The organism is Nocardia sp. NPDC004654 (assembly GCF_040609595.1).
Taxonomy (GTDB): Bacteria; Actinomycetota; Actinomycetes; order Mycobacteriales; family Mycobacteriaceae; genus Nocardia.
In genome coordinates, this window is sequence record NZ_JBEXKI010000002.1 from 909,980 (window position 1) to 935,314 (window position 25,335).

General features: G+C 70.0%; 23 protein-coding genes and 1 pseudogene. 15 read left to right on the forward strand and 9 right to left on the reverse strand.

Annotated elements, in window-relative coordinates:
* Nucleotides 1-525: 525 nt before the first annotated feature.
* From ABZV58_RS09915 to ABZV58_RS09925, 3 genes and pseudogenes are all read right to left on the reverse strand, one after another.
* A pseudogene (locus tag ABZV58_RS09915) lies at nt 526-1,053 on the reverse strand (shikimate kinase); the annotation flags it as partial.
* On the reverse strand, nt 1,050-2,267 hold the full coding sequence (gene aroC, locus ABZV58_RS09920) for a chorismate synthase (RefSeq protein ID WP_354999743.1): 1,218 nt from the start codon (nt 2,265-2,267) through the stop codon (nt 1,050-1,052). The pseudogene ABZV58_RS09915 and the gene aroC, both read right to left, overlap by 4 nt.
* 255 nt (nt 2,268-2,522) lie before the next feature.
* A complete protein-coding gene (locus ABZV58_RS09925; protein ID WP_354999744.1) occupies nt 2,523-2,984 on the reverse strand; it encodes a prepilin peptidase in 462 nt (153 codons plus the stop codon).
* Nucleotides 2,985-3,316: 332 nt separating this feature from the next.
* Between ABZV58_RS09925 and ABZV58_RS09930 the strand changes: the two genes are divergently transcribed.
* From ABZV58_RS09930 to ABZV58_RS09945, 4 genes are all read left to right on the forward strand, one after another.
* A complete protein-coding gene (locus ABZV58_RS09930) occupies nt 3,317-4,444 on the forward strand; it encodes a Xaa-Pro peptidase family protein (RefSeq protein WP_354999745.1) in 1,128 nt (375 codons plus the stop codon).
* Between the two features lie 34 nt (nt 4,445-4,478).
* Nucleotides 4,479-5,042 carry an elongation factor P gene (gene efp, locus ABZV58_RS09935; protein ID WP_354999746.1) on the forward strand — a complete coding sequence of 188 codons (564 nt, stop codon included), beginning with the start codon at nt 4,479-4,481 and terminating at the stop codon, nt 5,040-5,042.
* A gap of 99 nt (nt 5,043-5,141) precedes the next feature.
* Nucleotides 5,142-5,651 carry a transcription antitermination factor NusB gene (gene nusB / locus ABZV58_RS09940; RefSeq protein ID WP_354999747.1) on the forward strand — a complete coding sequence of 170 codons (510 nt, stop codon included), beginning with the start codon at nt 5,142-5,144 and terminating at the stop codon, nt 5,649-5,651.
* Nucleotides 5,648-5,911, forward strand: a complete 264-nt coding sequence (locus ABZV58_RS09945) for a YciI family protein (RefSeq protein ID WP_354999748.1) — start codon at nt 5,648-5,650, stop codon at nt 5,909-5,911. Before nusB ends, ABZV58_RS09945 begins: the two co-directional genes overlap by 4 nt.
* A 210-nt stretch (nt 5,912-6,121) precedes the next feature.
* Here the strand turns inward: ABZV58_RS09945 and ABZV58_RS09950 are convergent, their stop codons facing one another.
* Nucleotides 6,122-6,271: a hypothetical protein gene (locus tag ABZV58_RS09950; RefSeq protein ID WP_354999749.1), complete on the reverse strand. Its 150-nt coding sequence runs from the start codon at nt 6,269-6,271 to the stop codon at nt 6,122-6,124.
* Nucleotides 6,272-6,606: 335 nt separating this feature from the next.
* Between ABZV58_RS09950 and ABZV58_RS09955 the strand changes: the two genes are divergently transcribed.
* Nucleotides 6,607-7,134: a hypothetical protein gene (locus ABZV58_RS09955; RefSeq protein WP_354999750.1), complete on the forward strand. Its 528-nt coding sequence runs from the start codon at nt 6,607-6,609 to the stop codon at nt 7,132-7,134.
* Nucleotides 7,135-7,147: 13 nt separating this feature from the next.
* Here the strand turns inward: ABZV58_RS09955 and ABZV58_RS09960 are convergent, their stop codons facing one another.
* Nucleotides 7,148-7,978: an NAD(P)H-binding protein gene (locus ABZV58_RS09960; protein WP_354999751.1), complete on the reverse strand. Its 831-nt coding sequence runs from the start codon at nt 7,976-7,978 to the stop codon at nt 7,148-7,150.
* A 330-nt stretch (nt 7,979-8,308) separates the two neighbouring features.
* Between ABZV58_RS09960 and ABZV58_RS09965 the strand changes: the two genes are divergently transcribed.
* Entirely contained in the window at nt 8,309-8,845 is a 537-nt protein-coding gene (locus ABZV58_RS09965) for a DUF4334 domain-containing protein (RefSeq protein ID WP_354999876.1), read from the forward strand.
* 66 nt (nt 8,846-8,911) lie between these two features.
* Complete coding sequence (locus tag ABZV58_RS09970; RefSeq protein WP_354999752.1) at nt 8,912-10,144, forward strand: FAD-dependent oxidoreductase; 1,233 nt, start codon at nt 8,912-8,914, stop codon at nt 10,142-10,144.
* 14 nt (nt 10,145-10,158) lie between these two features.
* Here the strand turns inward: ABZV58_RS09970 and ABZV58_RS09975 are convergent, their stop codons facing one another.
* Both ABZV58_RS09975 and ABZV58_RS09980 read right to left on the reverse strand, forming a co-directional pair.
* Nucleotides 10,159-11,367, reverse strand: coding sequence for a serpin family protein (locus ABZV58_RS09975; protein ID WP_354999753.1), 1,209 nt, complete (start codon nt 11,365-11,367; stop codon nt 10,159-10,161).
* Between the two features lie 511 nt (nt 11,368-11,878).
* Nucleotides 11,879-12,853, reverse strand: a complete 975-nt coding sequence (locus ABZV58_RS09980) for a zinc-binding dehydrogenase (protein WP_354999754.1) — start codon at nt 12,851-12,853, stop codon at nt 11,879-11,881.
* Nucleotides 12,854-12,940: 87 nt separating this feature from the next.
* Here ABZV58_RS09980 and ABZV58_RS09985 point away from each other — a divergent pair, with 87 nt between their 5' ends.
* Nucleotides 12,941-13,534, forward strand: a complete 594-nt coding sequence (locus ABZV58_RS09985) for a helix-turn-helix domain-containing protein (protein ID WP_354999755.1) — start codon at nt 12,941-12,943, stop codon at nt 13,532-13,534.
* A gap of 389 nt (nt 13,535-13,923) precedes the next feature.
* On the opposite strand, the gene ABZV58_RS09990 is transcribed toward ABZV58_RS09985, so the two are convergent.
* The gene (locus ABZV58_RS09990; protein ID WP_354999756.1) at nt 13,924-14,637 is read right to left on the reverse strand and encodes an HD domain-containing protein; all 714 of its coding nucleotides are present in this window, start codon (nt 14,635-14,637) and stop codon (nt 13,924-13,926) included.
* A 340-nt stretch (nt 14,638-14,977) separates the two neighbouring features.
* Nucleotides 14,978-15,604 carry an alpha-ketoglutarate-dependent dioxygenase AlkB gene (locus ABZV58_RS09995; protein WP_354999757.1) on the reverse strand — a complete coding sequence of 209 codons (627 nt, stop codon included), beginning with the start codon at nt 15,602-15,604 and terminating at the stop codon, nt 14,978-14,980.
* Between the two features lie 213 nt (nt 15,605-15,817).
* Here ABZV58_RS09995 and pyrR point away from each other — a divergent pair, with 213 nt between their 5' ends.
* From pyrR to pyrF, 7 genes are all read left to right on the forward strand, one after another.
* On the forward strand, nt 15,818-16,459 hold the full coding sequence (pyrR, locus tag ABZV58_RS10000) for a bifunctional pyr operon transcriptional regulator/uracil phosphoribosyltransferase PyrR (protein ID WP_354999758.1): 642 nt from the start codon (nt 15,818-15,820) through the stop codon (nt 16,457-16,459).
* Complete coding sequence (locus tag ABZV58_RS10005) at nt 16,456-17,415, forward strand: aspartate carbamoyltransferase catalytic subunit (RefSeq protein ID WP_354999759.1); 960 nt, start codon at nt 16,456-16,458, stop codon at nt 17,413-17,415. Before pyrR ends, ABZV58_RS10005 begins: the two co-directional genes overlap by 4 nt.
* Before the next feature lie 180 nt (nt 17,416-17,595).
* Complete coding sequence (locus tag ABZV58_RS10010; protein WP_354999760.1) at nt 17,596-18,981, forward strand: dihydroorotase; 1,386 nt, start codon at nt 17,596-17,598, stop codon at nt 18,979-18,981.
* A complete protein-coding gene (locus tag ABZV58_RS10015) occupies nt 18,982-19,479 on the forward strand; it encodes a transporter (protein ID WP_354999761.1) in 498 nt (165 codons plus the stop codon).
* Nucleotides 19,476-20,588, forward strand: a complete 1,113-nt coding sequence (gene carA / locus ABZV58_RS10020; RefSeq protein ID WP_354999762.1) for a glutamine-hydrolyzing carbamoyl-phosphate synthase small subunit — start codon at nt 19,476-19,478, stop codon at nt 20,586-20,588. The genes ABZV58_RS10015 and carA overlap by 4 nt, the downstream gene beginning before the upstream one ends.
* Nucleotides 20,588-23,920 carry a carbamoyl-phosphate synthase large subunit gene (gene carB, locus ABZV58_RS10025; protein WP_354999763.1) on the forward strand — a complete coding sequence of 1,111 codons (3,333 nt, stop codon included), beginning with the start codon at nt 20,588-20,590 and terminating at the stop codon, nt 23,918-23,920. The genes carA and carB overlap by 1 nt, the downstream gene beginning before the upstream one ends.
* A 214-nt stretch (nt 23,921-24,134) precedes the next feature.
* Entirely contained in the window at nt 24,135-24,959 is an 825-nt protein-coding gene (pyrF, locus tag ABZV58_RS10030) for an orotidine-5'-phosphate decarboxylase (RefSeq protein WP_354999764.1), read from the forward strand.
* Nucleotides 24,960-25,335: the final 376 nt, after the last annotated feature.

A 25,335-nucleotide genomic window follows, 5' to 3' on the forward strand; every position in this document is an offset into this window, starting at 1 on the left:
GTTCGCGCCGCCTTCGCTCGCGTTCACCGCGGTTGCGTGCTGAGCGTCCTGGGGCGTCGCGGACGAGTCCTCGGTTGCCGCGTCCGAGCCCGCGATGTCCGAGCCCTTGGTCGCGACGTCGGCGCTTTCGGTCCTGCGGCCGAGTTTCGTTGCGGCAGAGCCGGTTTCCTCGTCGGCCGCAGCGTTCTCGGTGGTCGCGGCACTGCTCGCCGTGACCGCGGCACCGCTCGCCTTGTCCGTGGTGCTGTTCCACTTGGACACAGCGCTGTTCACTTCGGCCGCAGTGCCGTCGTCCTTGGCGCCGGTGCCGGTTTGCTCGGCCGCAGCGCTGTTGTTCTTGCCCGCCGCACCGGTCTGGTCGGTCGCGGCGATCTCGTTCTTGGCTGCCGCGCGGCGGGCGGCGGCACGAGCCCTGGCCCGGCGACGGGCACGGGAGCGGCTGCTGCCCTGCCCTTCCGGCGTCTGGGCCGCGGCGCGGCCGGTCGCGGTGGCTTCGGGTTCGGGGTCGGCGGTCGGCGCCGCGGGTTCCATGCCCAGTTTGTCCAGGATCATTCGCACCACCCGGCCGGGGCTGCGCCCGTCGGTGCGCACCCGCACCGTGGCGACCTCGCGGTACAGCGGGCGGCGCTTGCGCATCAGCTCGCGGTATTTCGCGCCGGGATCGTCGCCGTTGAGCAGGGGACGCTGGTTGCTCGCCCCGGTGCGCCGCAGACCCTCGGCCACGCTGATCTCCAGGTACACCACGGTCCGGTTGCGCAGCAGCGCCCTGGTGTCCTTGGACAGCACCGCGCCGCCGCCGAGTGAGACCACGCCGCGCTCGGCGAGGATGGCGCGCCGCACCACTCGCTCCTCGATCCGGCGGAACTCCGGTTCCCCGTCCGCGGCGAAGATCTCGGGGATGGTGCGGCCGGTCTCGCGCTCGATGCCCGCGTCGGTGTCGTACAGGTCGACGCCGAGTTCCTTGGCGAGCTTGCGGCCGATCGTCGATTTCCCCGCCCCCGGCGGTCCGACCAGCACCACGCGCGGGGCGCGCGGGTCGGTCTGCACGATCATTGCGGCCGACTGTCCGCCGGGACGTGCGGGCGGGTGCCGATCCGCTTGACGTAGCTGGTGATGTTGTCGACGGTCTCGTTCAGCGAATCGCCGCCGAACTTCTCCAGCGCGGCCTGCGCGACGACCAGCGCCACCATCGCCTCGGCGACGACGCCCGCGGCGGGCACGGCGCACACGTCGGAGCGCTGGTGGATGGCCACGGCCTCCTCGCCGGTGCTCATGTCGACGGTGGACAGGGCGCGGGGCACCGTGGAGATCGGCTTCATCGCCGCGCGCACCCGCAGTGGCTCACCGTTGGTCATGCCACCTTCGAGGCCGCCCGCGCGGTTGGTCGAGCGCAGCACGCCGTCCGGCCCGGGCCGCATCTCGTCGTGCGCCTGGCTGCCGCGCCTGCGCGCGGTCTCGAAACCGTCGCCGACCTCGACGCCCTTGATGGCCTGAATGCCCATGAGCGCGGCGGCCAGCCGGGAGTCGAGGCGGTTCTCGCCGCTGACGAACGAGCCGAGACCGACCGGAAGTCCCTCCACGACCACCTCGACGACGCCGCCGAGGGTGTCGCCGTCCTTCTTCGCCGCCTCGATCTCGGCGATCATCGCCGCCTCGGCGTCGGCGTCGAACGCGCGCACCGGGCTGGCGTCGACGGCGTCCAGATCCGCGGCCGTGGGAATCACGCCGGTGGTGTTGGCGGCGGCGCCGATCGAGACGACATGCGAGACGACCTCGACCCCGAAGGCCTGGCGCAGGAAGTTGCGCGCCACGGTCCCCGCCGCGACGCGCGCGGCCGTCTCTCGGGCGCTGGCGCGCTCCAGCACGTTGCGCGCGTCGTCGAAGCCGTACTTGAGCATGCCCGAGTAGTCGGCGTGCCCGGGGCGGGGCCGGGTCAGCGGGGCGTTGCGGGCCAGGTCGGCCAGCTCGGCCGGATCGACGGGATCGGCGGACATGACGGTCGTCCACTTCGGCCACTCGGAGTTGGCCACCTCGATGGCGACCGGACCGCCCATGGTGCGCCCGTGGCGCACGCCGCCGACCATGGTCACCTTGTCGGCCTCGAACTTCATCCGGGCGCCGCGCCCGTAGCCGAGCCTGCGGCGCGCGAGCTGAGCGGAGATGTCCTCGGACGTCACTTCGACACCCGCGACCATCCCGTCCAGGATGGCGACGAGGGCGGGACCATGGGATTCTCCGGCAGTTATCCAGCGCAGCACGCTGTCCATCCTTCCATGTCGGGGCGGTCCGACCCGCATCCGGTCCGCCGTGATCACTGGCACGTAGCCGACGCGAGCCGCGCCCGAGTCTTCTTACTGGCTATCGCCACTCGCAAGCCAGACGTACGCCGCCGCCGACTGCCCGCGGTTCGAGCCCGAACGTGCTCACACTTCGCAAGCGGTCGGGTGTCCGTGCGCCGCACACCGCGAGCGGCTGCCGTTCTGCCACCGTCGAGGCATCGCTCACTCGATACCGTCAAGGCATCACCCGCTCGCTACCGCCAAAGCGAACAACGTCGCCAGGCACATCGACGGGCCGTGTGCCACGGTGTCGGGCGGCGGCCGCGAACCCATCGCAATTCGAGAGATTCGATGGCGAACCAGCATCGCCAGTCCGACGCCCGCGGTGAGTACCGGCGCGGCCAGCGCGGCCCACACCCAAGCCTGCGCGCCGCCGAGCGCCGCGGCGGCTCCGAGTCCGATCGCCAGCTTCGCGTCGCCCGCGCCGAGGCATGCCGGAGCGGCGAAGTGCACCATCACATAGGGCGCCGCGAGCAGTGCGGCCCCGATCACCGCAGCTGTGAATTGTGTTGTGAACAGGGCGTATCCGAAGACGGCCAGCGCGCCCCATCCGGTGAGCGCGTTGGGTAGCCTGCGCTGTCGAAGATCGTTGAGACTCAGCGCCGCACACCATCCCGTCAGCGCGGCGAATGCTAGGTAGGCCATGCGATCCACCCTTGTTGATTCCCGGCCCGTTTCGAAGTGCTCGATGCGAAATGTGGATAACCGCAGCGCATGTGAACACCCGATGGATCGGAATCGCGGGGAGAGACACGAAGAGGCGGCCTGGTGGGTTCGGGCCCAAAACCTCATGACTCCGGCGCCTCGCCCGCCGAGCGGCATGCGGGGTTTCACGCTGATTGTCGATCGCGCGGCAAGTCCCCATTCGGCATCCGCGCCCGATTCGTCCCGCTCCTCCTCCCTGCGCCCGGCGCCAGCAGGTGACGGTTCGGGTGTTGGACTGCCGCACCACCGCGTGTCGGCGGTAGCTTTGACCCATGTCTGCTGATCACGCGGGCCGTGGGCCCGACTACGCGGCGCGCCGGGGCGCACTGCGCAGTCTGCTGGTGGAGAACGAGGTCGACGCGCTGCTGGTCACCGACCTGGTGAACATCAGGTATCTGACCGGCTTCACCGGCTCCAACGCCACGCTGCTCGTGCATTCCTGGGACATGCGCAACGACGAGGAACGCACCGTGATCGGGACCGACGGCCGCTACCGCAGCCAGGTCGTCGAGCAAGCGCCCGACCTGCGCGCCGAGATCGCTCGCGGCACCGCGCGACGGATCGTGGAGCTGGCGGGGGAATGGCAGCTCGGCCGGGTCGGTTTCGAGAGCCATGTGGTGACCGTCGACCAGCACAGCGGTTTCGTCGAGCAGAAGACCGGGCTGGAACTCGTTGCGACGCCGGACTTGGTCGAGCAGTTGCGCATGGTCAAGGACGCCTACGAGGTGGAACAACTGCGCAAGGCGTGCGCGGCGGGCGACGCCGGGCTGGCCACGCTGCTCGAACGCGGCGGACTACGGCCGGGGCGCACGGAGCGGCAGGTCGCCCGCGACCTCGAATGGGCGATGTACGAGCACGGCGCCGAGGCCATCTCCTTCGAGACCATCGTGGCCGCGGGCGCCAATTCCGCGATACCGCACCACCGTCCGACCGACGCCGTGCTGGCCGCGGGTGATTTCGTGAAGATCGATTTCGGTGCGGTCGTCGGCGGCTACCACTCCGACATGACCCGCACCTTCGTGCTCGGCCGCCCGACCGACTGGCAGCGCGAGGTCTACGCACTGGTCGTGGAGTCCCAGCGGGCCGGGCGCAAGGCGCTGCGACCGGGCGCGCAGGCCGGTGAGGTGGACGCGGCGGCGCGCTCGGTGATCGAGGCGGCGGGCCACGGCAAGCTGTTCGTGCATGGTCTCGGGCACGGCGTCGGCCTGCGCATCCACGAAGCGCCGGGGATCATGAAAAACGGAACCGGTACACTTCTATCCGGCGTGGCGGTGACCGTCGAACCAGGTGTGTACTTTCCCGGCCGCGGCGGCGTCCGAATCGAGGACACGCTCGTGGTGCGCGAAGGGGGCCCTGAGCTGCTCACCCACACCAGCAAAGACCTGACCGTCGTCGAATGACGCCGGTTACCTGAGAACAGGAGATCCGAAGACAGTGGCGGACACCAGCGACTTCAAGAACGGCCTCGTGCTGAAGATCGACGGTCAGCTCCAGCAGATCGTCGAATTCCAGCACGTCAAGCCGGGTAAGGGCCCCGCCTTCGTGCGGACCAAGCTGAAGAACGTCGTGTCCGGCAAGGTCGTCGACAAGACCTTCAACGCGGGTGTCAAGGTGGAGACCGCGACCGTCGACCGTCGCGACATGACCTACCTGTACCACGACGGCTCCGACTACATCTTCATGGACGGCGAGACCTTCGACCAGATCTCGATCGCCGAGGCCACCATCGGCGACGGCGCCCGCTTCCTGCTGGAGAACATGGCCGTCCAGGTGGCCGTGCACGAGGGCGAGCCGCTGTTCGTCGAGCTTCCCGTCTCCATCGAGCTCGTGGTGCAGCACACCGACATCGGCCTGCAGGGTGACCGCTCCACCGGCGGCACCAAGCCCGCCACCCTGGAGACCGGCGCCGAGGTTCAGGTGCCGCTGTTCATCAACACCGGCGACAAGCTGCGCATCGACTCGCGCGACGGCAGCTACCTCGGCCGCGTCAACGCCTGATCACCGGTCGCTCGCGACGGGAGCGCGCGACCCGGTGGCAGGTCCACCGTGGCGGGCGCTCCTGCCGCCCTGATACAGAACGACAGGGATGATGTGATCGTGGCGGAACAGCCCGCAGACAAGAAATCCACGTTCAAGAAGCTGGGCGCCCGGCACAAGGCCCGGCGCCGCGCCGTGGACCTGCTGTTCGAGGCGGAGGCCCGCGACGTCGACGCCGCCGACCTGCTCGACGAGCGCGTCGACCTGGCGACGAAGGACCAGACCGTCGCCCCCGTGCACGCCTACACCCGGACCCTGGTCGAAGGCGTCGCCGACGACCTAGACCGCGTGGACGGCACCATCGAGTCCTACTTGCAGGACTGGACGCTGTCCCGGCTGCCCGCGGTGGACCGCGCCATCCTGCGCATCGCCGTGTGGGAGCTGTTCCACGCCAACGACGTTCCGCCGGTGGTGGCCGTCGACGAGGCCGTGGAGCTGGCCAAGGAACTCTCGACCGACGACTCGCCGTCGTTCATCAACGGCGTGCTCGGTCAGGTCGTGCTCGTCGCGCCGCAGGTGCGCGCGGCGGCGGCCGCGACCCGTGCCCCGCGCCCGGAGCCCGAGGCGTGAACAAGTACCTGGTCATGGTGATGCGCACGCCGCGCTTCGACCCGGCGGTCATCGAACCGCACAAGGAGTTTTTGAACGAGTTGGTGGAACGCGGTCGGCTCGTGGAGAGCGGCCGCTTCACCGACGGCACCGGCGGCGCCTACGTGATCCGTGCCGAGAGCCTCGCGGCGGCGCGCGAGATCGCCTTCGCCGACCCGGTGCACACCACCGGCGCGTCGGAACTGACCGTGTACGAGTGGGAGATCACCGTCTCCGCCTGAGCCGCACCGCCCGATCCGGCTCCCGCCGGTGGGTGTACTGGGCCCGGCGGGAGCCCACCGGGACGTCTGCGGTGTCCCGGGCCGGGGGTGTGTCCGCCGCTGGTACCGACCGGATCACCGGCGACGGGCACTCAGTGATCCTCATACCTCGAGTGCGCTCGAGGTCAATCCGCTGTGGCGCGCGTCATGGACCGGGCTCGGCCGTTCGAATCAGCCGACGCCGAGCTGGTCGCCGGCGCCGCGGAGCGGACGGGCGCTGTCGCGCAGCGCTTTCGCCACGATGTCGTCGACGTCGGCATCGTCGTGGTCGGCGGGCAGACTCATCTCGAGTCCGTCGAACAGCTCGCGAACCTCCGCCACGCCGGGTTGCTCCGCCAGCGTCGATTTGGGTGCCCTTGCCGGTCCAGGTATGCGCGTCGTCCTCGGCGCCTTCGGCGAGGGAACGGTAGAGCGCGGCGTACCGGTCGCACAGCTCCACATTGATGGGGTCGAGTATCTCCATGCGCACCAACATCTCTCGACGATCGTGCAGCGCTTGCCGCACGCAGTCCGGCAGCGTGACCACCCGCGTGTGCGCGCCGGTACCGCCCTTGAAGATCCAGCGGTCGGTGCCAGACCTGGCCTGCGCCAGCGCGTCCGACACCTCGTTGCCGAGCGCGAATCGGACCGCGGCCAGACCGTCGAGCGTGCGTTGCGTGCTGGTCAACAGCGCGTCGATGGTGGCGGTGCCGACCACCGGACGCAGGCGGTCGGCCAAGCGCGGGCGCGGCGCCACCGGTTTAGGCGGCTCGCTGCGCCCGCCGCGGACCCTCGCCCGGCCGACATTGGCCTGGCTCCAGAGCTATCCGGTCGCCCACACCGACCCGACGGCCCGCGCGCTACGCCTCGCCCTGGGGTCCGGCGCCCGGCGGCTCATCGAACTGTGGTCGCCGCTGCTGTGCTGGATCATGCTGAGCCGCGGGGATATCGACGGCTTCGTGGGGTATCGCGCCGGTCTGGTCGATCTGCCGGCGGGCAGTCTCATCGCGCGGGAATCAGGCGTCACCGTAACCGGTTTCGACGGCGCGCCGTTCGACGACCGGATCGATCCATCCGGTGGGGAGGTCAGCTTCGTCGCCGCCCGTCCTGACGTGCTCTCCGAGTTGACCCTGCTGGTGAAATCGGCCGCGGATATCACCGTGACCGGTCTCGGCGGCGGTCGCGGCGACGCGGCCGCCCTCTAGCAACGAGCCGACCTCACTGGAAAGCCATGGCGTTCTCTTCCACCCACTGACGGAATGGCCTGCCGGGGGAGCCGGTGATCCGCGAGACCGTGTCGCGGACCGCGAGCAGTTCATCGTTGACATCCCCGCCGGTCACGTCCAGTACCGCGTCCGCGGCTTCTTCGCCGAAGACCGTCACCATGGTCGCCCGAGCCTGCGCACGACCGATCTCGGCGCATTCGATCTCCCGGTCCAGCACGGCGGCGATGGTCGCCACTTGCTCGCGTGGCGTAATGCGGTCGGGGCCGGTCAAGGCATAACGGTGGCCTCGGTGCCCGGGCTCGGTCAGCGCGACACGGGCCACCGCCGCGATGTCCGCCGGGTGGATCGTGGGAAGCCCGACATCCGCGTAGGGCACCTGGACCGATCGGCGTTCCTGGATCGCGTCCGCCCAGAGCAGGGCGTTGGAGGCGAACTGCGTCGGACGTAGGATGGTCCAGTCCATACCGCTGGTTTCGAGCAACCGCTCCACAGCTGCGTTCTCGGCGGCGGGGCCGAGGTGGGGATGGGTCTGGACGGTGATCGATGACACCAGCACCACATGCTCCACACCCGCTCGTCGCGCGGCGTCGAGGATGTCGGCATCCGGGCCGAGCCGTGAGACGAGAAACATCGAGTGCACTCCGTCCAGCGCGGGCTCCAGCGAAGCGACGTCGGCGAAGTCGCCCTCGGCGGCCTCGACCCCCTCGGGAAAGGAAGCGTCGGCGTTGCGGGTGAGAGCTCGCAGAGGTCCGGCGTCGACGGCCCGCAGCTGCTTCAGTAGCGCGCTACCTACGTTCCCGGTGGATCCGGTGATCAGCATCATGAGCGACTTCTCCTTGTCCGCGGTGATCGACTGGCGAAGACGCTAAGACCTCAATGCGACTCGAGGTCAAGAAAAGTGCTCTCGCTACTCGGATGCGGCCACCGGACCGGGCGCGCTCAGCCGGTGACGAGCAGCGCCGTGACCGAGCCGACGGTGGCGAGGAGCGCGAGACCGCGGCCGGTCAGCACGAACCGCCTCATCGGCACGCACATCACCGTGGAGTCAGCTGGACGCGCCGCTCTGAGGCCGCTCCCGTGCGGCGATGAGAGATCATTAGACTACTTCTCGCAACGTCGCAACGAGGAGTGTGGAATGGTCGCCGAAACGCCCGTGACAGGAACCGCCGAACTGGCCGGATTGCAGACCGGAGGGTGCACCGCCGAGCAGGCGTGGGCGTTGTTCGATCGACTGCCCGGCGTGCGGGTCGCCGAGGTGGCGACCGGGCGCTGGCGCGGCGAGGAGATCGACACCGGACATCCGTTCGACGGCATGCTTGTCGCCTCGGGTTGGTACGGCAAGCAGTTCGACGGTCCGGACGCCGTGCACCCGCTGCTGTTCGCCGACGCCGCGGGGGCGGTGTTCCCCGTCGATCCCCGCCGGGTGCCGCTGAGCTTGGCGGGCAAGGTGCCGCTGTCCGGTGTGCGGATGCTGCGCTCGATGCTGCCGGTGCTCGGTCCCGCGCTGCGCGCCCGCAAGCCCACCGCGCGGCTGCGCGATATCGAGTACCGGGGCGAGGTGGGCGCGGCGATGGTCTACGACCACCTGCCGATCATCGACCACTTCCGCCGCGTCGACGCGCACACGCTGTTCGGTGTGATGGACCTGCGCGGCATGACCGAGCCGTACTTCTTCGTCCTGCGTCGGTGAGTCGCGGCCCGGCCTACCATCGAACTAGTCGCCGAGGGTTTATCGCCGTGCGAGGGGAGACCGTCGATGGAACGTACGACCTGTTTGGTGGCGGGCGGTGGGCCCGCGGGCATGGTGCTCGGCCTGCTGCTGGCCCGCGCGGGCGTCGAGGTCACCGTGTTGGAGAAGCACGGCGACTTCCTGCGTGACTTCCGCGGTGACACCGTGCATCCCACCACCCTCGACCTGCTCGACGAACTCGGCCTAGGGGAGGAGTTCGCGAAACTGCCCGCGCGGCGATTGGACTCGATCCTGCTCCCCGTCGGCGGCTCGCTGCAAACCTTGGCGTCGCTGAAAAACCTTCCGGGCAAACACAAATACATCGCCATGGTGCCGCAGTGGGATCTGCTCGACCTGCTGGCCCGCGCCGCCGATCGCGAGCCGACGTTCCGACTGCGCGTGAACACCGAGGCCACCGGTCTGATTTTCGCCGAAGGCCGGGTCGCCGGGGTGAAATACCGGACGGCCGACGGTGGCACCGGCGCGATCGAGGCCGCGCTCACCGTCGCCTGCGATGGGCGCGGTTCGGTGCTGCGAGCGTCCGCCGGGCTGCGGTCGCGCCGGTGGGCGACGCCGATGGACGTGTGGTGGTTTCGCCTGCCGCGCACGGGGATCGATCCCGCGGGCGCGATTCCGATCGTCACCGCCCGCCGCGCCGCCGTCATGCTGGATCGCGGGGACTACTGGCAGTGTGCCACGCTCATCGCCAAGGGTAGCGACGCCGCGGCCAGGCGCGGGCCGGTCGGCGCGATCATGCGCGAGATGGTCGCGGCCGCACCGTGGTTGGCCGATCGGGTCGACACGCTGCGCGACTGGGACGAGGTCAAGCTGCTCGACGTGCAACTCGACCGCCTCGAACGCTGGTACACCGACGGGCTGCTCTGCCTCGGCGACGCCGCGCACGCCATGTCCCCGGCCGGTGGCGTCGGCATCAACCTCGCCGTGCAGGACGCGGTGGCGGCGGCGAGAATTCTTGCCGCGCCGCTGCTTTCGGGACGGGTCGGCGTCGCGGAGCTGGCCAAGGTGCAGCGGCGGCGCTGGTTCCCGACCGTTGTCACACAGGGCATCCAGCGGTTGCTCCACGCCGCCGTCATCCGGCCCGCGCTGAGCGGGCAGGTGGATCTCACCGGCGCGGACAACGCGCCATTGCCCATCAGGGTGCTGCGGCGCATCCCCGTGGTGCGAAGCGTTCCGCCGTTTCTGCTCGCCAGGGGCGTATTGCCCGAGCACGCACCAGATTTCGCGCGGCGCGGGCACTGACGGTTCACGGTCGGTCAGCCGAAGAGATCGTCCGGGCCGCCTGCTCGACCGGGCAATTCGGCGACCCAGCCCGCGACCACCGCGAGTCCGGTCGCGCGGTGGACGGCGAGGAAACCGAACGGGCGGTCGAAGACGACCTCGACCTGGGTGATCAGGTGCTCGGCCGAGAGCGGCATGCTGACCGCGCGCATCGCGAGGCCAGTGACCGCCGCGGCTTCGAACCCCTCGCGGGTGAAACGGGCCAGTACGTCCTGCGCGCCCTGCGCGAGTGCCAATGGCTCCGGCGAGATCGCGGGGAAGTGGTTTCGGTCCGTCCGCATGGCGGCGGTGAGGCCGAAGAGTTCGGGGGTGGCGCACAGATCGTGCGAGGAACGAATCTCGAAGGGCGGCATGCGGATATCGAGACGGTCCCCGGGGCGGGGAGCGCGGTGTCGGGTCACGCGCAGTCCAGGGCCGGTGGTTCCGGGCGGCAGGTGATCGCGGACGGGTACCTGCCCGGTGAGTGCGGCGAGGCCGGTGGTGAGCACCGCGCCCGGTGGGCTGGCGTCCGGCGACTCCGTGGCGTCTGGTGCCGCGCCGAGCAGCAGGTGCACGTCGAGATCGCCGGTTCCGGTTACCACCACGCGGGTCACGGGTTCCGAGCCGTCGAGAAGGGAGACCTGGGACAGGTCTCCGGTGGTGCGCGTCAGCCCGCGTCCGTCGATGCCGCGCCACGGCCCGGTTTCGGGACGAAGCACGGCGTCGACGAAGTGCTCGCGCCATTCGGTTTTGGCGACCAACGCGGTGGCGAGTACCAGCATGGTGTCGGGATCGATCCGCAGCGGGAAGCGGTCGATCAAGCCGTCCGTCCCGCGCGCGGCCCAGGCGTCCAGCGCGGCCTGGATCGTCAGCCGTCCGATGGTGTCCGGCGGCAGGCTGTCGGACCACACGCGGTGCAGCGGAAGCTCTTCGGCGAACCACACGCCAAGCACGGCGGAGAGGTCTTCGGCCTCGGCCATGATCCGCAGCACCTCCAGCGCGGCACTGTGGGCTCGCTCGGCGGGCAGCCCGACCGCGGCTTCCAGTTCCGCGCGAGCCGGGTCGTCCGCGGCTGCGGCCAGCAGGGCGAGCAGCGGCCAGATCCCGGCCCCCGAGACTACGAAATCTCTCTCGCCCGCGACAGCCGCCCACCGCGCGGTCAACTCGTTGACGGCCGCTACCTGCGTATCGATTGCGCTCCCCATCAAGCCAACATAGCCGCCATAACCGCCACTGCCGACGAAGCTGGCCTCGCCCGCTGCCCGCTGCCCGTTGCCCGTTGCCCGTTGCCCACTGTTGGCGACTGCCGCCCGGAGTCCGTTCTCTGCCGCATGATTGCGACGGCCGCCCGCCGCTCGCTGGCGGCTTGTCCGTGAGCCGCGGTGTCCGCTGTTCGCCGCCCGCTGTCCGCCGCTCGCTGCCCGCTGGCGGCTGTCGGCTTGTCCATGAGCCGCGCTGTCCGCTGCCTACTGTTGGCGTCTGCCGCCCGGAGTCCGTTCTCTGTCGCCTGATGGCGTCTGCCGCTCGTGGCTCGCTGTCTGCTGCCGGTTGTTCGTCGTCGGCTGTCTATGACCGCCGCCAGCGCTCGTCGTCTACCGCTCGCGCCTGCTGGCGTCGGCCGCTCGTACACGTTTCGGTCTACTCGGGGAGAGTCGTGGGCCGTGCCCGGCAGACTCGGTGGCTCGTGCGAGTCGGGCGACGAGCGGCCGGGTGAAATCAGGTGTGGTTCGTGCGCAGGACGATCGTGCCGAACGTGGCGCGCTGGTCGATCAGTTCGTGCGCGCGTGCAGCTTCGTCGAGCGGCAGTACCTGGTCCAGCAGGGGCTCGAGCGTTCCAGCCGCGACCTCGTCGAGGACTTGCGCGCGATGACCCGCCACCTTGCCGAGCCAGGCGGGACCAGCGCAGCCGATCAGGGTCAGCCCGCGGGTCACGAGGTCGATCGCGGTGATCGGCGCGGGACCGCCGGAGAGGAAGCCGTAGCTCAGCATGCGACCGCGCACCGGCGTCATGAGGTCGAGCAGCGCCGGTGTCGCGGGCCCGCCGATGGCGTCGAACACGACATCCAGCGTCGTCGCAGCGAGCACGTCGCGCAGGTGGTCCGTCCACGCCGGGTCGTTGTGGTCGATCACCTCGGCGGCCCCAAGCTTGCGCGCCTGTGTGGCCTTGGCGGGGCCGCCCGCCGTCGCGATGACGCGCGCGCCCCGGCGGACCGCGTACTGGGTCGAGTAGGCGCCGACACCGGTCGCGGCCGCCTCGATCAGCACCGTCTCATCCTCGGTGGGTGCGGCCGTGTCGATCAGGGCCGCCGCGACGGATCCGCTCATCATGGCCGCCGCGGCGACGGTGGTTTCCACACCGTCGGGGATGGGCGTCGCGTGCGCGGCGGGGGCGACGACGTATTCGGCGTAGGCGCCGAAACCATTGGTGTCCGCCACGACTCGACGCCCGACCCATCCAGGTTCGACGCCCGCTCCGGTCTCGGTGACCGTGCCCGCCGCCTGGAAACCGAACACGAACGGTGGTTCGGCGGGCGTGGGGAATCCGCCCGCGCGGATCACGGTCTCCGGATACAGCACCGGAACGGCCTCCGCCCGGACGACCAGCTCGCCCGCGCCCGCCGTCGGCCGCGGCGCCTCGGACGGAACCAGCACCTCGGGTCCGCCCACCCCTGTCATTACGATTGCCCGCATCGAGAACTCCATAAGTTGACTGTCGGTCCAGATATCTCGCCACGATATGGACCGTCGGTCAACTTTGTCAACGACGAAGGCGGGTGCATGTCCGACGGGCGCACGCGAGAACGGGCCGACGCCGCCCGCAACCGGCGCGCGATCCTGGACGCGACCAGGACGTTGCTCGCCGAGCACGGAGCCGAGGCCGTCACCATGGATCGGGTCGCCGCCGCGGCGGGCGTGGGCAAGGGGACGATCTTTCACCGCTTCGGCAGCCGTGCCGGGCTGCTGCACGAACTGGTCGCCGAACCCGCGGTCGCCCTGATGGAGGCCGTCTCCAGCGGACCGCCGCCCCTGGGGCCGGGTGCACCCGCCGCCGAGCGTTTGCTTGCCTACTTCGCGGCGATGGCCGACCTGGTGATCGACAACATCGAACTCGTCGTCGCCTACAACGCGGTGCCACCGCATCCCAGACGCGAAGAGTTCCACGCCTTCTGGGCCGCGCACATCACGGCGATGCTGCGCGAGGCACGCCCGGATCTGGACGCCGAAGTGGTCGGCGCGCTGTTGCTCGCGCCGTTGGGCACCGAGCTCGCGTCTAGGATGGTGCGCGCCGGGGAGGCGGATCGCCTGCGGGCCGCGGTGCACGATCTCGTCACGTCGGTGCTGCGAGCGCCTCGGGGCGCGACGGGAACATGATGCCGGGCGGAACGGCCGCGGTCCGCCGTGCGACTCAGCGGCTCTGACGAGGGTCGTTGATCAGCCGTGCGCCCAGGATGGCGAGCCGTTGCGGCCTTGCCGTGCCTATCCCGAGCGGCCACTGATCAGCCCCGCGCTCGATGACGAACCGCTGCGATGCGCGATCTCGCCGCGGCTCTGCCGGGCGGTCGTTGATCAATCGTGCGCCTGGGTGGCGAGCCGTTGAGGTGTGCGATCCCACCGCGACTGCGCACGCCTGCTGATCGGCCTCGCGTGCGGATGACGAACCGTTGCGGTGCATGACCTTGCCGCGGCTTTGCCGAGCGACCGTTGATCAGTCGCACGCCGAGAAGGCGAACCGCTGCATCGTGCGACCTCGCCGCGCCCGATCAGCCCCGCGAGAGGATGGCTTCGAAGCGTTCGTCGGCGCGGTCGAGCTGACCGAGGATGTGTTGCTTGACGTGATCCGCGAGGGGAGTGTCCGGCCTGCTCACCAAATCGCGGTAGACGTCGGTGAGTGGACGGTATTTCGTGGCGAGCTTGCGCATGATCGGCTTCTCGGCGTAGAGGATGCCGACGCCGTTGTCGGTGAAGTCCGACAGCTTGACGACCCGCGCCCAGGGAGCGCGATCCAAGGTCGTGGCGACGTGGTCGCGGTACTGCTCGTGACGATCGCGGGCCGGATCGGGCTCGGGATTGGTGACGGCGGCGACGAGGTCGGCGACCCGCACGCCGAAGCGCTCGGACAGTTCGGTGAGCGCGCCGTCGGTGGGGGAGCCGTCGCGGGCGCCCGCCAGTTCGGCCGGATGGTCTTCCACAGCGTCGTGCAGCAGGCCCGCCGCCACCACGTCGGTATCGCGCACCTCGTAGTGGCTGACGATCCGGATCGCCACGCGCAGAAGATGATTCAGATAGGGTTCGCGGCCGTACTTGTCGTCGCGGTGCAATTCGGTGGCCAGTTCGAGCGCCTCGTTCAGCCGCTCACCATCGGGCAGATCCGCGATTTCCAGCAGCAGCCGTTCGCGCAGCCCCGGCTCGCCATAGACCTCGCTGATCGTGTGCAGCGGCATCACGGCCAAGACTCCCGCCCCAGGGTTGCGCATAGTCTCAATCTATCGAGCCTTTCGGCCGCGCGCTGTGCCCTGCGCCACTTGTTCACCTACCGGATTTCGAAAATCGGCCGCGAGTCGATTCGACGGGTGCGTTCGTCAGCTCCTGATACGGCGATTCGATTCGCGGGCAAACTCTTTCGCAGCCCGCAGCCCGCAGCCCGCAGCCCGCAGCCCGCAGCCCGCAGTCTGCGGTCCTGACTCGCGGTTCATACGATGCGCGGCTCTCCGCTCGTGAATATCACGAGTCGCGGCTACGACACTTAGCCGCAGGGGACGCTCTCTCGCATCCGCCCGTCGACGCTGCGGTGCCAGGCGTTCGAGACCGATGGCCTCAGCGCACGTTCCGCGGACGGAACTGAATGCTGATCCGCGGACCGACCGGCTTGCGGGTCTTGGGTACCGCGTGCTCCCAAGTCCGCTGGCAGGAACCACCCATCACCAGCAGGTCGCCGTGCCCCACCTGATACCGGATGCTCGCGCCGCCGCGCCGCGGCCGCAGCAGCAGCGCGCGCGGGGCGCCGACAGACAGGATCGCCACCATGGTGTCGTGTTTCGCCCCGCGCCCGAAGGTGTCGCCGTGCCAGGCGACGCTGTCGCGGCCGTCGCGGTACCAACACAGGCCCGCCGTCCGGAACGGCTCGCCGAGTTCGCTGGCGTAGTGGCGGCTGAGCGCGTCGCGCGCCTCGTCCAGAATCGGATCCGGCAGCGCCGCGTGCTCGTCGTAGAAATGCAGCAGCCGGGGGACGTCCACGACCCGGTCGTACATCGGCCTGCGCTCGGCCTGCCACGGAACCTCCCGCGCCAGCCGATCGAACAGGGTGTCCGCACCGGTCAGCCACCCGGGCCGCACATCGACCCACGCACCATCCGACAGCGGCGTGCGGTGAAAGCCATCGAGGGAGCCGAGGCAGACGTCCCCGGACCCGTCGAACAGCGAACCCTGCAGCCAAGCGGTCACCCGCCCGACCCTACCCCCATTCGAACATATGTGCACACACCGTCGTATGCCGTGGTATCGCCCGATGTTCCGGGTGGCGCCGCTCACAGCGCGTTCGTGGGGCAGCTCACAGGCCGATATGCCTGGTGAAAGCGGGGTCGGAGGCGCTGTTACGCTGCTAGCCGTAAGACATCCTTTAACGGACCGTCCGGTGAGGCGGGGAAGGAGGTCGGCATGGCCGTGCCCGGGGACCGGGCCGCCAAGTCCGGCGCTGCCGAGACGACGCATTCTCAGCGGCACACACCCGAATGGGTGGCGACGGGGCGGGAGCTGTTGTCGGCTTCCGATGTTGGCCGGACCATCGCGCGCATCGCGCACCAGATCATCGAGAAGACCGCGTTGGACTCCGACGAGGCCGGTTCGCCGCGCGTGGTGCTGATCGGCATCCCGACCCGCGGCACCACTCTGGCAGCGCGGCTGACCGACAAGATCGAGGAGTTCTCCGGCGTCCGCCCGGCCCTCGGCTCGCTCGACATCACCCTGTACCGCGACGACCTGCGTAGCCGTCCGCACCGACCGCTGGAGCGCACCTCGGTGCCCGAGGGCGGCATCGAGGACGCGCTCGTCGTGCTCGTGGACGACGTGCTCTTCTCCGGCCGCACCGTGCGCTCGGCCCTGGACGGGCTGCGCGATCTGGGCAGGCCGCGCTCGGTGCAACTGGCCGTGCTGATCGACCGCGGCCACCGCGAGCTGCCGATCCGCGCGGACTTCGTCGGCAAGAACGTGCCGACCGCGCGGGCGGAGGACATCTCGGTGCTGCTCACCGAACACGACGGTCGCGACGGCGTCTATCTGCACCAGGAGGCCGAAGCGTGAGACACCTGTTGAGCGTCACCGATCTGGACCGCGCCGCGGCGTCCGAGCTGCTCGACGAGGCCGAGCGCTTCGAGCAGGCGCTGCTGGGTCGCGAGGTGCACAAGCTGCCGACACTGCGCGGGCGCACCGTGATGACGGTCTTCTACGAGAACTCGACCCGCACCCGGGTGTCCTTCGAGGTCGCCGGGAAGTGGATGAGCGCCGACGTGATCAACGTCAGCGCCAGCAGCTCGTCGGTGTCCAAGGGCGAATCGCTGCGCGACACCGCGCTGACCCTGCACGCCGCGGGCGCGGACGCGCTGATCGTGCGGCACCCGGCCTCCGGCGCCGCGCACCAGATCGCGCACTGGATGGACGGCTGGGCGCGTTCGGAGGGCCGGACATCCGGTCCCGCGATCATCAACGCGGGCGACGGCATGCACGAACACCCGACCCAGGCGCTGCTGGACGCGCTGACGCTGCGCCAGCGGCTCGGCGACATCGAGGGCAAGCGGGTCGTGATCGTCGGCGACATCCTGCACAGCCGGGTGGCGCGCTCGAACGTCTTCCTGCTGCACACCCTCGGCGCCGAGGTGGTGCTCGTCGCGCCGCGCACGCTGCTGCCGGTCGGCGTCGAAGCCTGGCCCGCCCGGGTCTCGCACCACCTGGACGCCGAACTGCCCGGTGCCGACGCGGTGCTCATGCTGCGCGTCCAAGCCGAGCGCATGAACGGCGGATTCTTCCCCTCGGCGCGCGAGTACTCGGTGAACTACGGCCTGTCCGAGCGCAGGCTCGCGCTGCTGCCGGAGCACGCGGTGGTCATGCACCCCGGTCCGATGCTGCGCGGCATGGAAATCGCCTCGGCCGTGGCGGACTCGCCGAAGGCCGCGATCCTGCAGCAGGTCACCAACGGCGTGCACCTGCGCATGGCGGTGCTGTTCCGCCTGCTGGTCGGCGCGCAGGAGGCAGTGGCATGAACGGCAACGAGCGGAAGGTGGCGCCCGGCATGAGCGAACGAAGTGAGCGAATCATGTGGCAGCGCGCAGCGCGCATGCCGAAGCTGAGCGTCAGCGAGGCGCAGGCATGAGCGGTCAGGGCTCGGAGGAGGCAGCCCGCGTAACCACGGAGAGCCCCGCTCAGGCCGAAAGGAGGACAGCATGAGTGGGCTGTTGATCAAGGGGGCCTTGATCTACGGCGAGGGTCAGCCCGTGGACGTGTTCGTCGACGAGGGCGAGATCCGGCAGATCGGCACCGATCTGGGCATCGTGGACGCCGAGATCATCGACGCGAAGGGCCAGATCCTGCTGCCCGGCTTCGTCGACCTGCACACCCACCTGCGCGAACCGGGCCGCGAGGACACCGAGACCATCGAGACCGGCTCCGCCGCCGCGGCGCTCGGCGGCTACACCGCCGTGTTCGCCATGGCCAACACCAACCCGGTCGCCGACTCGGTGGTCGTCACCGACCACGTGTGGCGGCGCGGCCAGGAGGTCGGCCTCGTCGACGTGTTCCCGGTGGGCGCGGTGACAGTCGGGCTCGAGGGCAAGCAGCTCGCGGAGATGGGCACCATGGCGGCGGGCGTCGGCGCGGTGCGGATGTTCTCCGACGACGGCCACTGCGTGTACGACCCGCTGATCATGCGCCGCGCGCTGGAGTACTCGAACTCCCTCGGCGTGCTCATCGCCCAGCACGCGGAGGAGCCCCGGCTGACCAAGGGCGCGGTCGCGCACGAGGGCCCGACCGCTGCCCGGCTCGGTCTCGCGGGCTGGCCGCGGGCCGCCGAGGAATCGATCGTGGCCCGCGACGCGCTGCTGGCCAGGGACGCCGGCGCGCGCGTGCACATCTGCCACGCCTCCACCGCGGGCACCGTGGAACTGGTGAAATGGGCCAAGTCCCAGGGCATTTCGATCACCGCCGAGGTGACGCCGCACCACCTGCTGCTGGACGACACGCGGCTGGAGACCTACGACGCGGTCAACAAGGTCAACCCGCCGCTGCGCGAGGCCTCCGACGCCGCGGCGCTGCGGCAGGCGCTGGCCGAGGGCATCATCGATTGCGTGGCCACCGACCACGCCCCGCACGCCGAACAGGACAAGTGCTGCGAATTCGCCGCGGCCCGTCCCGGCATGCTCGGGCTGGAGACCGCGCTGTCGATCATCGTCCAGACCATGGTCGAGCCGGGGCTGCTGGACTGGCGCGGCGTGGCCCGCGTGATGAGCGAGCAGCCCGCGCGGATCGTCGGGCTCGACGACCACGGCCGCCCGCTCGAGGTGGGCGAGCCCGCGAACCTCACCCTGGTCGACCCCGACGCCACCTGGACGGTGCGCGCCGCGGAGCTGGCCAGCATCTCGAACAACACGCCGTTCGAGGCGATGACCTTCCCGGCCAAGGTGACGGCGACGTTGCTGCGCGGCCGGGTGACCGCACGCGAGGGCAAGGCGGTCTTGGGTGCCGCGGCGCGAGCGACGGGCCCGGAGGCGGTAGCGGAGCGTGGCCACGGAGGGCACCGGGAGCGCCGCCGATTGGACGCAGGAGGTCCGTAAGTGGAAAGAACGCTGTGGGTGGTCGGGTGCCTCGCGCTGTTCGCGCTCGGCGTCTGGCTGATGTACCGGGGCTGGCAAAACCGCGCGGCGCGTCAGCAGGAGCGGATCGGCGAACTGCCGCCGGTGCCCGCCGACCTCGGCGCCCAAGTGCTGGAGCCGACGACCGGCCTGTATCTCGGCAGCACGATCGCGCCGAGTTGGCAGGACCGGATCGCGGTCGGCGATCTGGGTTTCCGCGCCACCGCGGAACTCACGCGGTTCGAGCGGGGGATCCTGCTCGAGCGCGACGGGGCGACGGTGATCTGGATTCCGCAGGAGTCCATCACGGCGGTGCGCACCGAACGCGGCCACGCGGGCAAGGTGATGACAGAAGATGGTGTGCTGGTAATTCGCTGGAAGCTGCCGACCGGAACCGAGATAGACACCGGCTTCCGAGGTGACGACAAGACGGTGTATCCGGCGTGGGCCAGGACGACGACGGGAGATGAACGAACGTGAATGAAGCGGCTGCGCTGGTGCTCGAGGACGGCCGGGTGTTCCGCGGCACGGCCTACGGCGCCGTGGGCGAGACGCTCGGCGAGGCGGTGTTCTGCACCGCGATGACCGGGTATCAGGAAACTCTGACCGACCCCAGCTACCACCGCCAGATCGTGGTGGCGGCGGCACCGCAGATCGGCAACACCGGATGGAACGACGAGGACGACGAGTCCTCGAAGATCTGGGTGGCCGGGTACGTGGTGCGCGACCCCGCGCGCCGTGCGTCGAACTGGCGCGCGACCACGACGCTGCCCGACGCCATGCGTGAGCAGGACATCGTCGGCATCGCGGGTGTCGACACCCGCGCTCTGGTGCGCCACCTGCGCACCCGCGGTTCGATGAAGGCGGGCATCTTCTCCGGCCCCGCGCTCGCCGACGAGGACGCGCTGCTGGCCCGGGTCAACGGCCAGCCGTCCATGCTGGGCGCGGATCTGGCCGAGGAGGTCAGCACCGATTCGGTCTACACGATCGAGCCCACGGGCGAGCGCCGCTTCACCGTCGTCGCCGTCGACCTGGGTATCAAGACCAACACCCCGCGCATGTTCGCCGAGCGCGGCATGCGGGTGCACGTGGTGCCCTCGACCGTCACCTTGGACCAGATCCGCGAGCTGAAGCCCGACGGCGTCTTCCTGTCCAACGGTCCCGGTGACCCGGCCACCCAGGACGGCGCGGTCGCCATCACCCAGGGCGTGCTCGAGCAGGGACTGCCGCTGTTCGGCATCTGCTTCGGCAACCAGATCCTGGGCCGGGCGCTCGGCCGCGAGACCTACAAGATGAAGTTCGGCCACCGGGGCATCAACATCCCGGTCGTCGAGCACGAGACCGGCCGGATCTCGATCACCGCGCAGAACCACGGCTTCGCCCTGGAGGGCGAGCAGGGTGAACAGTTCGACACCCCGTTCGGCCGCGCCGAGGTCAGCCACGTCTGCGCCAACGACGGCACCGTCGAGGGCGTGCGCCTGGTCAACGGCCGCGCGTTCTCCGTGCAGTACCACCCGGAGGCCGCCGCAGGCCCCCACGACGCCGCATATCTGTTCGACCGTTTCGCCGGTCTCATGGAAGGAGCCTGATGCCTCGCCGCGAGGATCTACGCCACATCCTGGTGATCGGTTCGGGCCCGATCGTCATCGGCCAGGCTTGTGAGTTCGACTATTCCGGCACCCAGGCGTGCCGGGTGCTCAGGTCCGAGGGCCTGCGCGTGTCGCTGGTGAACTCCAACCCGGCGACGATCATGACCGACCCCGAGTTCGCCGACTCGACCTACGTCGAGCCGATCACGCCGGAGTTCGTCGAGAAGGTCATCGCGAAGGAGCGTCCCGACGCCATCCTCGCGACCCTCGGCGGGCAGACCGCGCTGAACACCGCCGTCGCGCTGCACGAGCGCGGCGTGCTGGAGAAGTACAACGTGGAGCTGATCGGCGCCGACTTCGACGCCATCCAGCGCGGCGAGGACCGGCAGAAGTTCAAGGACATCGTCGCCAAGGTCGGCGGCGAGAGCGCCCGCTCGCGGGTCTGCTTCACCATGGACGAGGTGCGCGAGACGGTCGCCGAGCTGGGCTTCCCCGTCGTCGTGCGGCCCTCCTTCACCATGGGCGGCCTCGGCTCCGGCATGGCCTACAACCACGAGGACCTCGACCGCATCGCGGGCGGCGGCCTCGCCGCATCGCCGACGGCCAACGTCCTGATCGAGGAGTCCATCCTCGGCTGGAAGGAATACGAACTCGAGCTGATGCGCGACGGCCGCGACAACGTCGTGGTGGTCTGCTCGATCGAGAACGTGGACCCGATGGGCGTGCACACCGGCGACTCGATGACCGTCGCCCCGGCCATGACGCTCACCGACCGCGAGTACCAGAAGCTGCGCGACCTCGGCATCGCCATCCTGCGCGAGGTCGGCGTCGACACCGGCGGCTGCAACATCCAGTTCGCGGTGAACCCGCGCGACGGCCGCCTGATCGTCATCGAGATGAACCCGCGCGTCTCGCGGTCCTCGGCGCTGGCCTCCAAGGCCACCGGCTTCCCGATCGCCAAGATCGCGGCCAAGCTGGCCATCGGCTACACGCTGGACGAGATCGTCAACGACATCACCAAGGAAACCCCGGCCTGCTTCGAGCCGACCCTGGACTACGTCGTCGTCAAGGCGCCACGGTTCGCGTTCGAGAAGTTCCCCGGCGCCGACGCGACGCTGACCACCACCATGAAGTCGGTGGGCGAGGCGATGTCGCTGGGCCGCAACTTCTCCGAGGCGCTCGGCAAGGTGCTGCGCTCGCTGGAGACCAAGGCCACCGGCTTCTGGACTCTGGACGACGGCCCGTGGGCGCCCGTCGACGGTGACGCGCAGGCCGCGATCGAGAAGATCCTCGACGACCTGCGCACCCCGATCGAGGGCCGCATCTACCAGGTCGAGCGGGCGCTGCGCTACGGCGCGAGCATCGATGACGTGGCCGCGGCCTCGGGCATCGACCCGTGGTTCGTCGCCGAGATCGCCGGTCTGGTCGAGCTGCGCCAGGAGATCATCGACGCCCCGGTGCTGGACGAGCCGCTGCTGCGCCGCGCCAAGCACTACGGCCTCTCCGACAACCAGCTCGCCGCGCTGCGGCCCGAGCTGGCGGGGGAAACCGGCGTGCGCGCGTTGCGCCACCGGCTCGGCGTGCGCCCGGTTTACAAGACCGTCGACACTTGCGCCGCGGAGTTCGAGGCCAAGACCCCGTACCACTACTCGGCCTACGAGCTCGATCCTGCCGCGGAGTCCGAAGTGGCGCCGCAGCGCGAGCGCGAGAAGGTGATCATCCTCGGCTCCGGCCCGAACCGCATCGGCCAGGGCATCGAGTTCGACTACTCGTGCGTGCACGCGGCGCAGACGCTGTCGCAGGCCGGGTACGAGACGGTGATGGTCAACTGCAACCCGGAGACCGTCTCCACCGACTACGACACCGCCGACCGCCTCTACTTCGAGCCGCTCACCTTCGAGGACGTGCTCGAGGTCTACCACGCGGAATGCGAGTCCGGCACCGTCGCGGGCGTCATCGTGCAGCTCGGCGGGCAGACCCCGCTGGGTCTCGCGCAGCGGCTGACCGACGCGGGCGTTCCGGTCGTCGGCACGAGCGCGGCCGCCATCGACCTGGCCGAGGATCGCGGCGAGTTCGGTGAGGTGCTGGTCGCGGCCGGTCTGCCCGCGCCGAAGTACGGCACGGCCACCACGGTCGAGCAGGCGAAGAAGATCGCCGCGGGCATCGGCTACCCGGTGCTCGTCCGTCCGTCCTACGTGCTCGGCGGTCGCGGCATGGAGATCGTCTACGACGAGAAGTCCCTGGAGGGCTACATCTCCCGCGCCACCGAGCTGAACCCCGAGCACCCGGTGCTCGTCGACCGGTTCCTCGAGGACGCCATCGAGATCGACGTGGACGCGCTCTGCGACGGCGAGGAGGTCTACCTCGGCGGCGTGATGGAGCACATCGAGGAAGCGGGCATCCACTCCGGCGACTCGGCCTGCGCGCTGCCCCCGATCACGTTGGGCCGCAGCGACATCGAGGCGGTGCGCCGCTCGACGATCGCGCTGGCCAAGGGCATCGGCGTCAAGGGCCTGCTCAACGTGCAGTACGCGCTCAAGGACGACGTGCTCTACGTGCTGGAGGCCAATCCGCGGGCGAGCCGGACGGTTCCGTTCGTCTCCAAGGCCACCGCGGTGCCGCTGGCCAAGGCCTGCGCGCGGGTCATGCTCGGCGCCACCATCGCCGAACTCCGCAAGGAGGGCATGCTGCCGAGCGAGGGCGACGGCGGGCACGTCGCGCTGGACGCTCCGGTCGCGGTGAAGGAAGCGGTGCTGCCGTTCCACCGGTTCCGTCGCGCCGACGGCAGCGGCGTGGACTCGCTGCTCTCGCCGGAGATGAAGTCGACCGGCGAGGTGATGGGCATCGACGCCGATTTCGGCACCGCCTTCGCCAAGAGCCAGGCCGCCGCGTACGGCTCGCTGCCCACCGAGGGCACCGTGTTCGTCTCGATCGCCAACCGCGACAAGCGCGCCATGGTGTTCCCGGTCAAGCGCTTGCACGACCTGGGCTTCCGCATCCTGGCCACCGAGGGCACCGCGGAAATGTTGCGCCGCAACGGTATTCCGTGCGAGCAGGTGCGCAAGCACTCCGACGAGGACCGGGCCGACGAGCCGACGATCGTGGAGCAGATCCGCGACGGCGAAGTCGACATGGTGTTCAACACCCCGTACGGCAACTCCGGTCCGCGGGTGGACGGCTACGAGATCCGCACCGCGGCGGTGGGCGTCAACATCCCGTGCATCACCACGGTGCAGGGCGCGGCCGCGGCCGTGCAGGGCATCGAGGCCAGCATCAACGGCGGCATCGGCGTGCGGTCCCTGCAGGAACTGCACTCGTCGCTGCGCGGCTGAGGCAGCGATGCGGCGGTCTGCCGGGCAGGTGGAACGTGACGAACCATTCAGACCGGCCCCGCACGGAGCGAGCCTTACGAGCGACCGTTCGCGGCCGTCTCGCGGCCCGGCGATCGAAGCGCATGCGCGTAGCGCGAGTCTCGATCGCCGGGACGCGAGACACCAGGGGCCGCGAACCCGCGCGCCCCGGCGCGCCGACAACACAGGAGACTCGATGAAGACGTTCGGCGCGCGCCTGCACCACGCGATGCACCACTTCGGCCCGCTGTGCGTCGGCATCGATCCGCACCCGCAGCTGCTCGCCGCCTGGGGGTTGACCGAGGACGCCGAGGGCGTGGAGAAGTTCGCCGAGATCTGCGTCGAGGCGTTCGACGGCACCGTCGCCCTCGTCAAGCCGCAGGTGGCGTTCTTCGAGGCCTACGGTTCGGCCGGGATCGCGGTGCTGGAGCGGACCGTCGAGGTGCTGCGCGCCTCGGGCACCCTGGTGCTCGCCGACGCCAAACGCGGTGACATCGGCTCCACCATGGACGCCTACGCCCGCACCTGGCTCGGCGACGGGCCGCTCGGCTCGGACGCGGTGACGGTCTCGCCGTATCTCGGTTTCGGTTCGCTCGCGCCCGCGCTCGAACTCGCCGAGGCCAACCACCGCGGCCTGTTCGTGCTCGCTGCCACCTCGAATCCCGAAGGCGCGCAGGTGCAGCTGGCGCGAGTCGGTGACGGCCGCAGCATCGCCCAGACGATGGTGGACGAGGCCGCCGCGCGCAACGCGGGCCAGGACTTCGGGTCGGTGGGCGTCGTCGTCGGCGCCACCCTCGCCGAGGCCCCCGACCTGTCCGCGCTGAACGGCCCGATCCTGATGCCGGGCATCGGCGCCCAGGGCGGCGGACCGGGATCGGTGCGCGACCTGGTGCCCGAGTCCGTGCTGGGCGCGGTGGTGCCGAACGTCTCGCGTGAGGTGCTGCGCGAAGGCCCGTCCGTTTCGGCACTGCGTGCCAGGGTGAGCGCGCTTCAGGAGGATTTCGCCTTCTTGCGGCGCTGAGAAAATCGCAGCGCGGCCGGGGTTTTCCCGGCGCATAGTCCTCGAAGCGGCCCGCGGGCTCGGCACCGACCGAACCCGCGGGCCGCTTCGTGGTGTCTGGCCGCCCTCCTGCGGGGTTTACGCGCGTCCCGCGCGGGGAAACCCGGGTGACGTGTGGTGAATCGCGTAGACGGCGATTCAGCGGCACGCCGTGCCCCCGGCTCTCTCGTTCCGCTCGCGCCCTCTCGCGCCCTGGCTTGTCGTCGTTTCGGTGGTGCCGAATCCCAAGCGATGGGACATGTGTTCGATCCGACACGCGGACGAACAGTGCGACACGCGGGGAATTTCCAGAAAGTTCCTGGTCGGAAGCCTGACCGATTGCTGACACGTCGAGAGA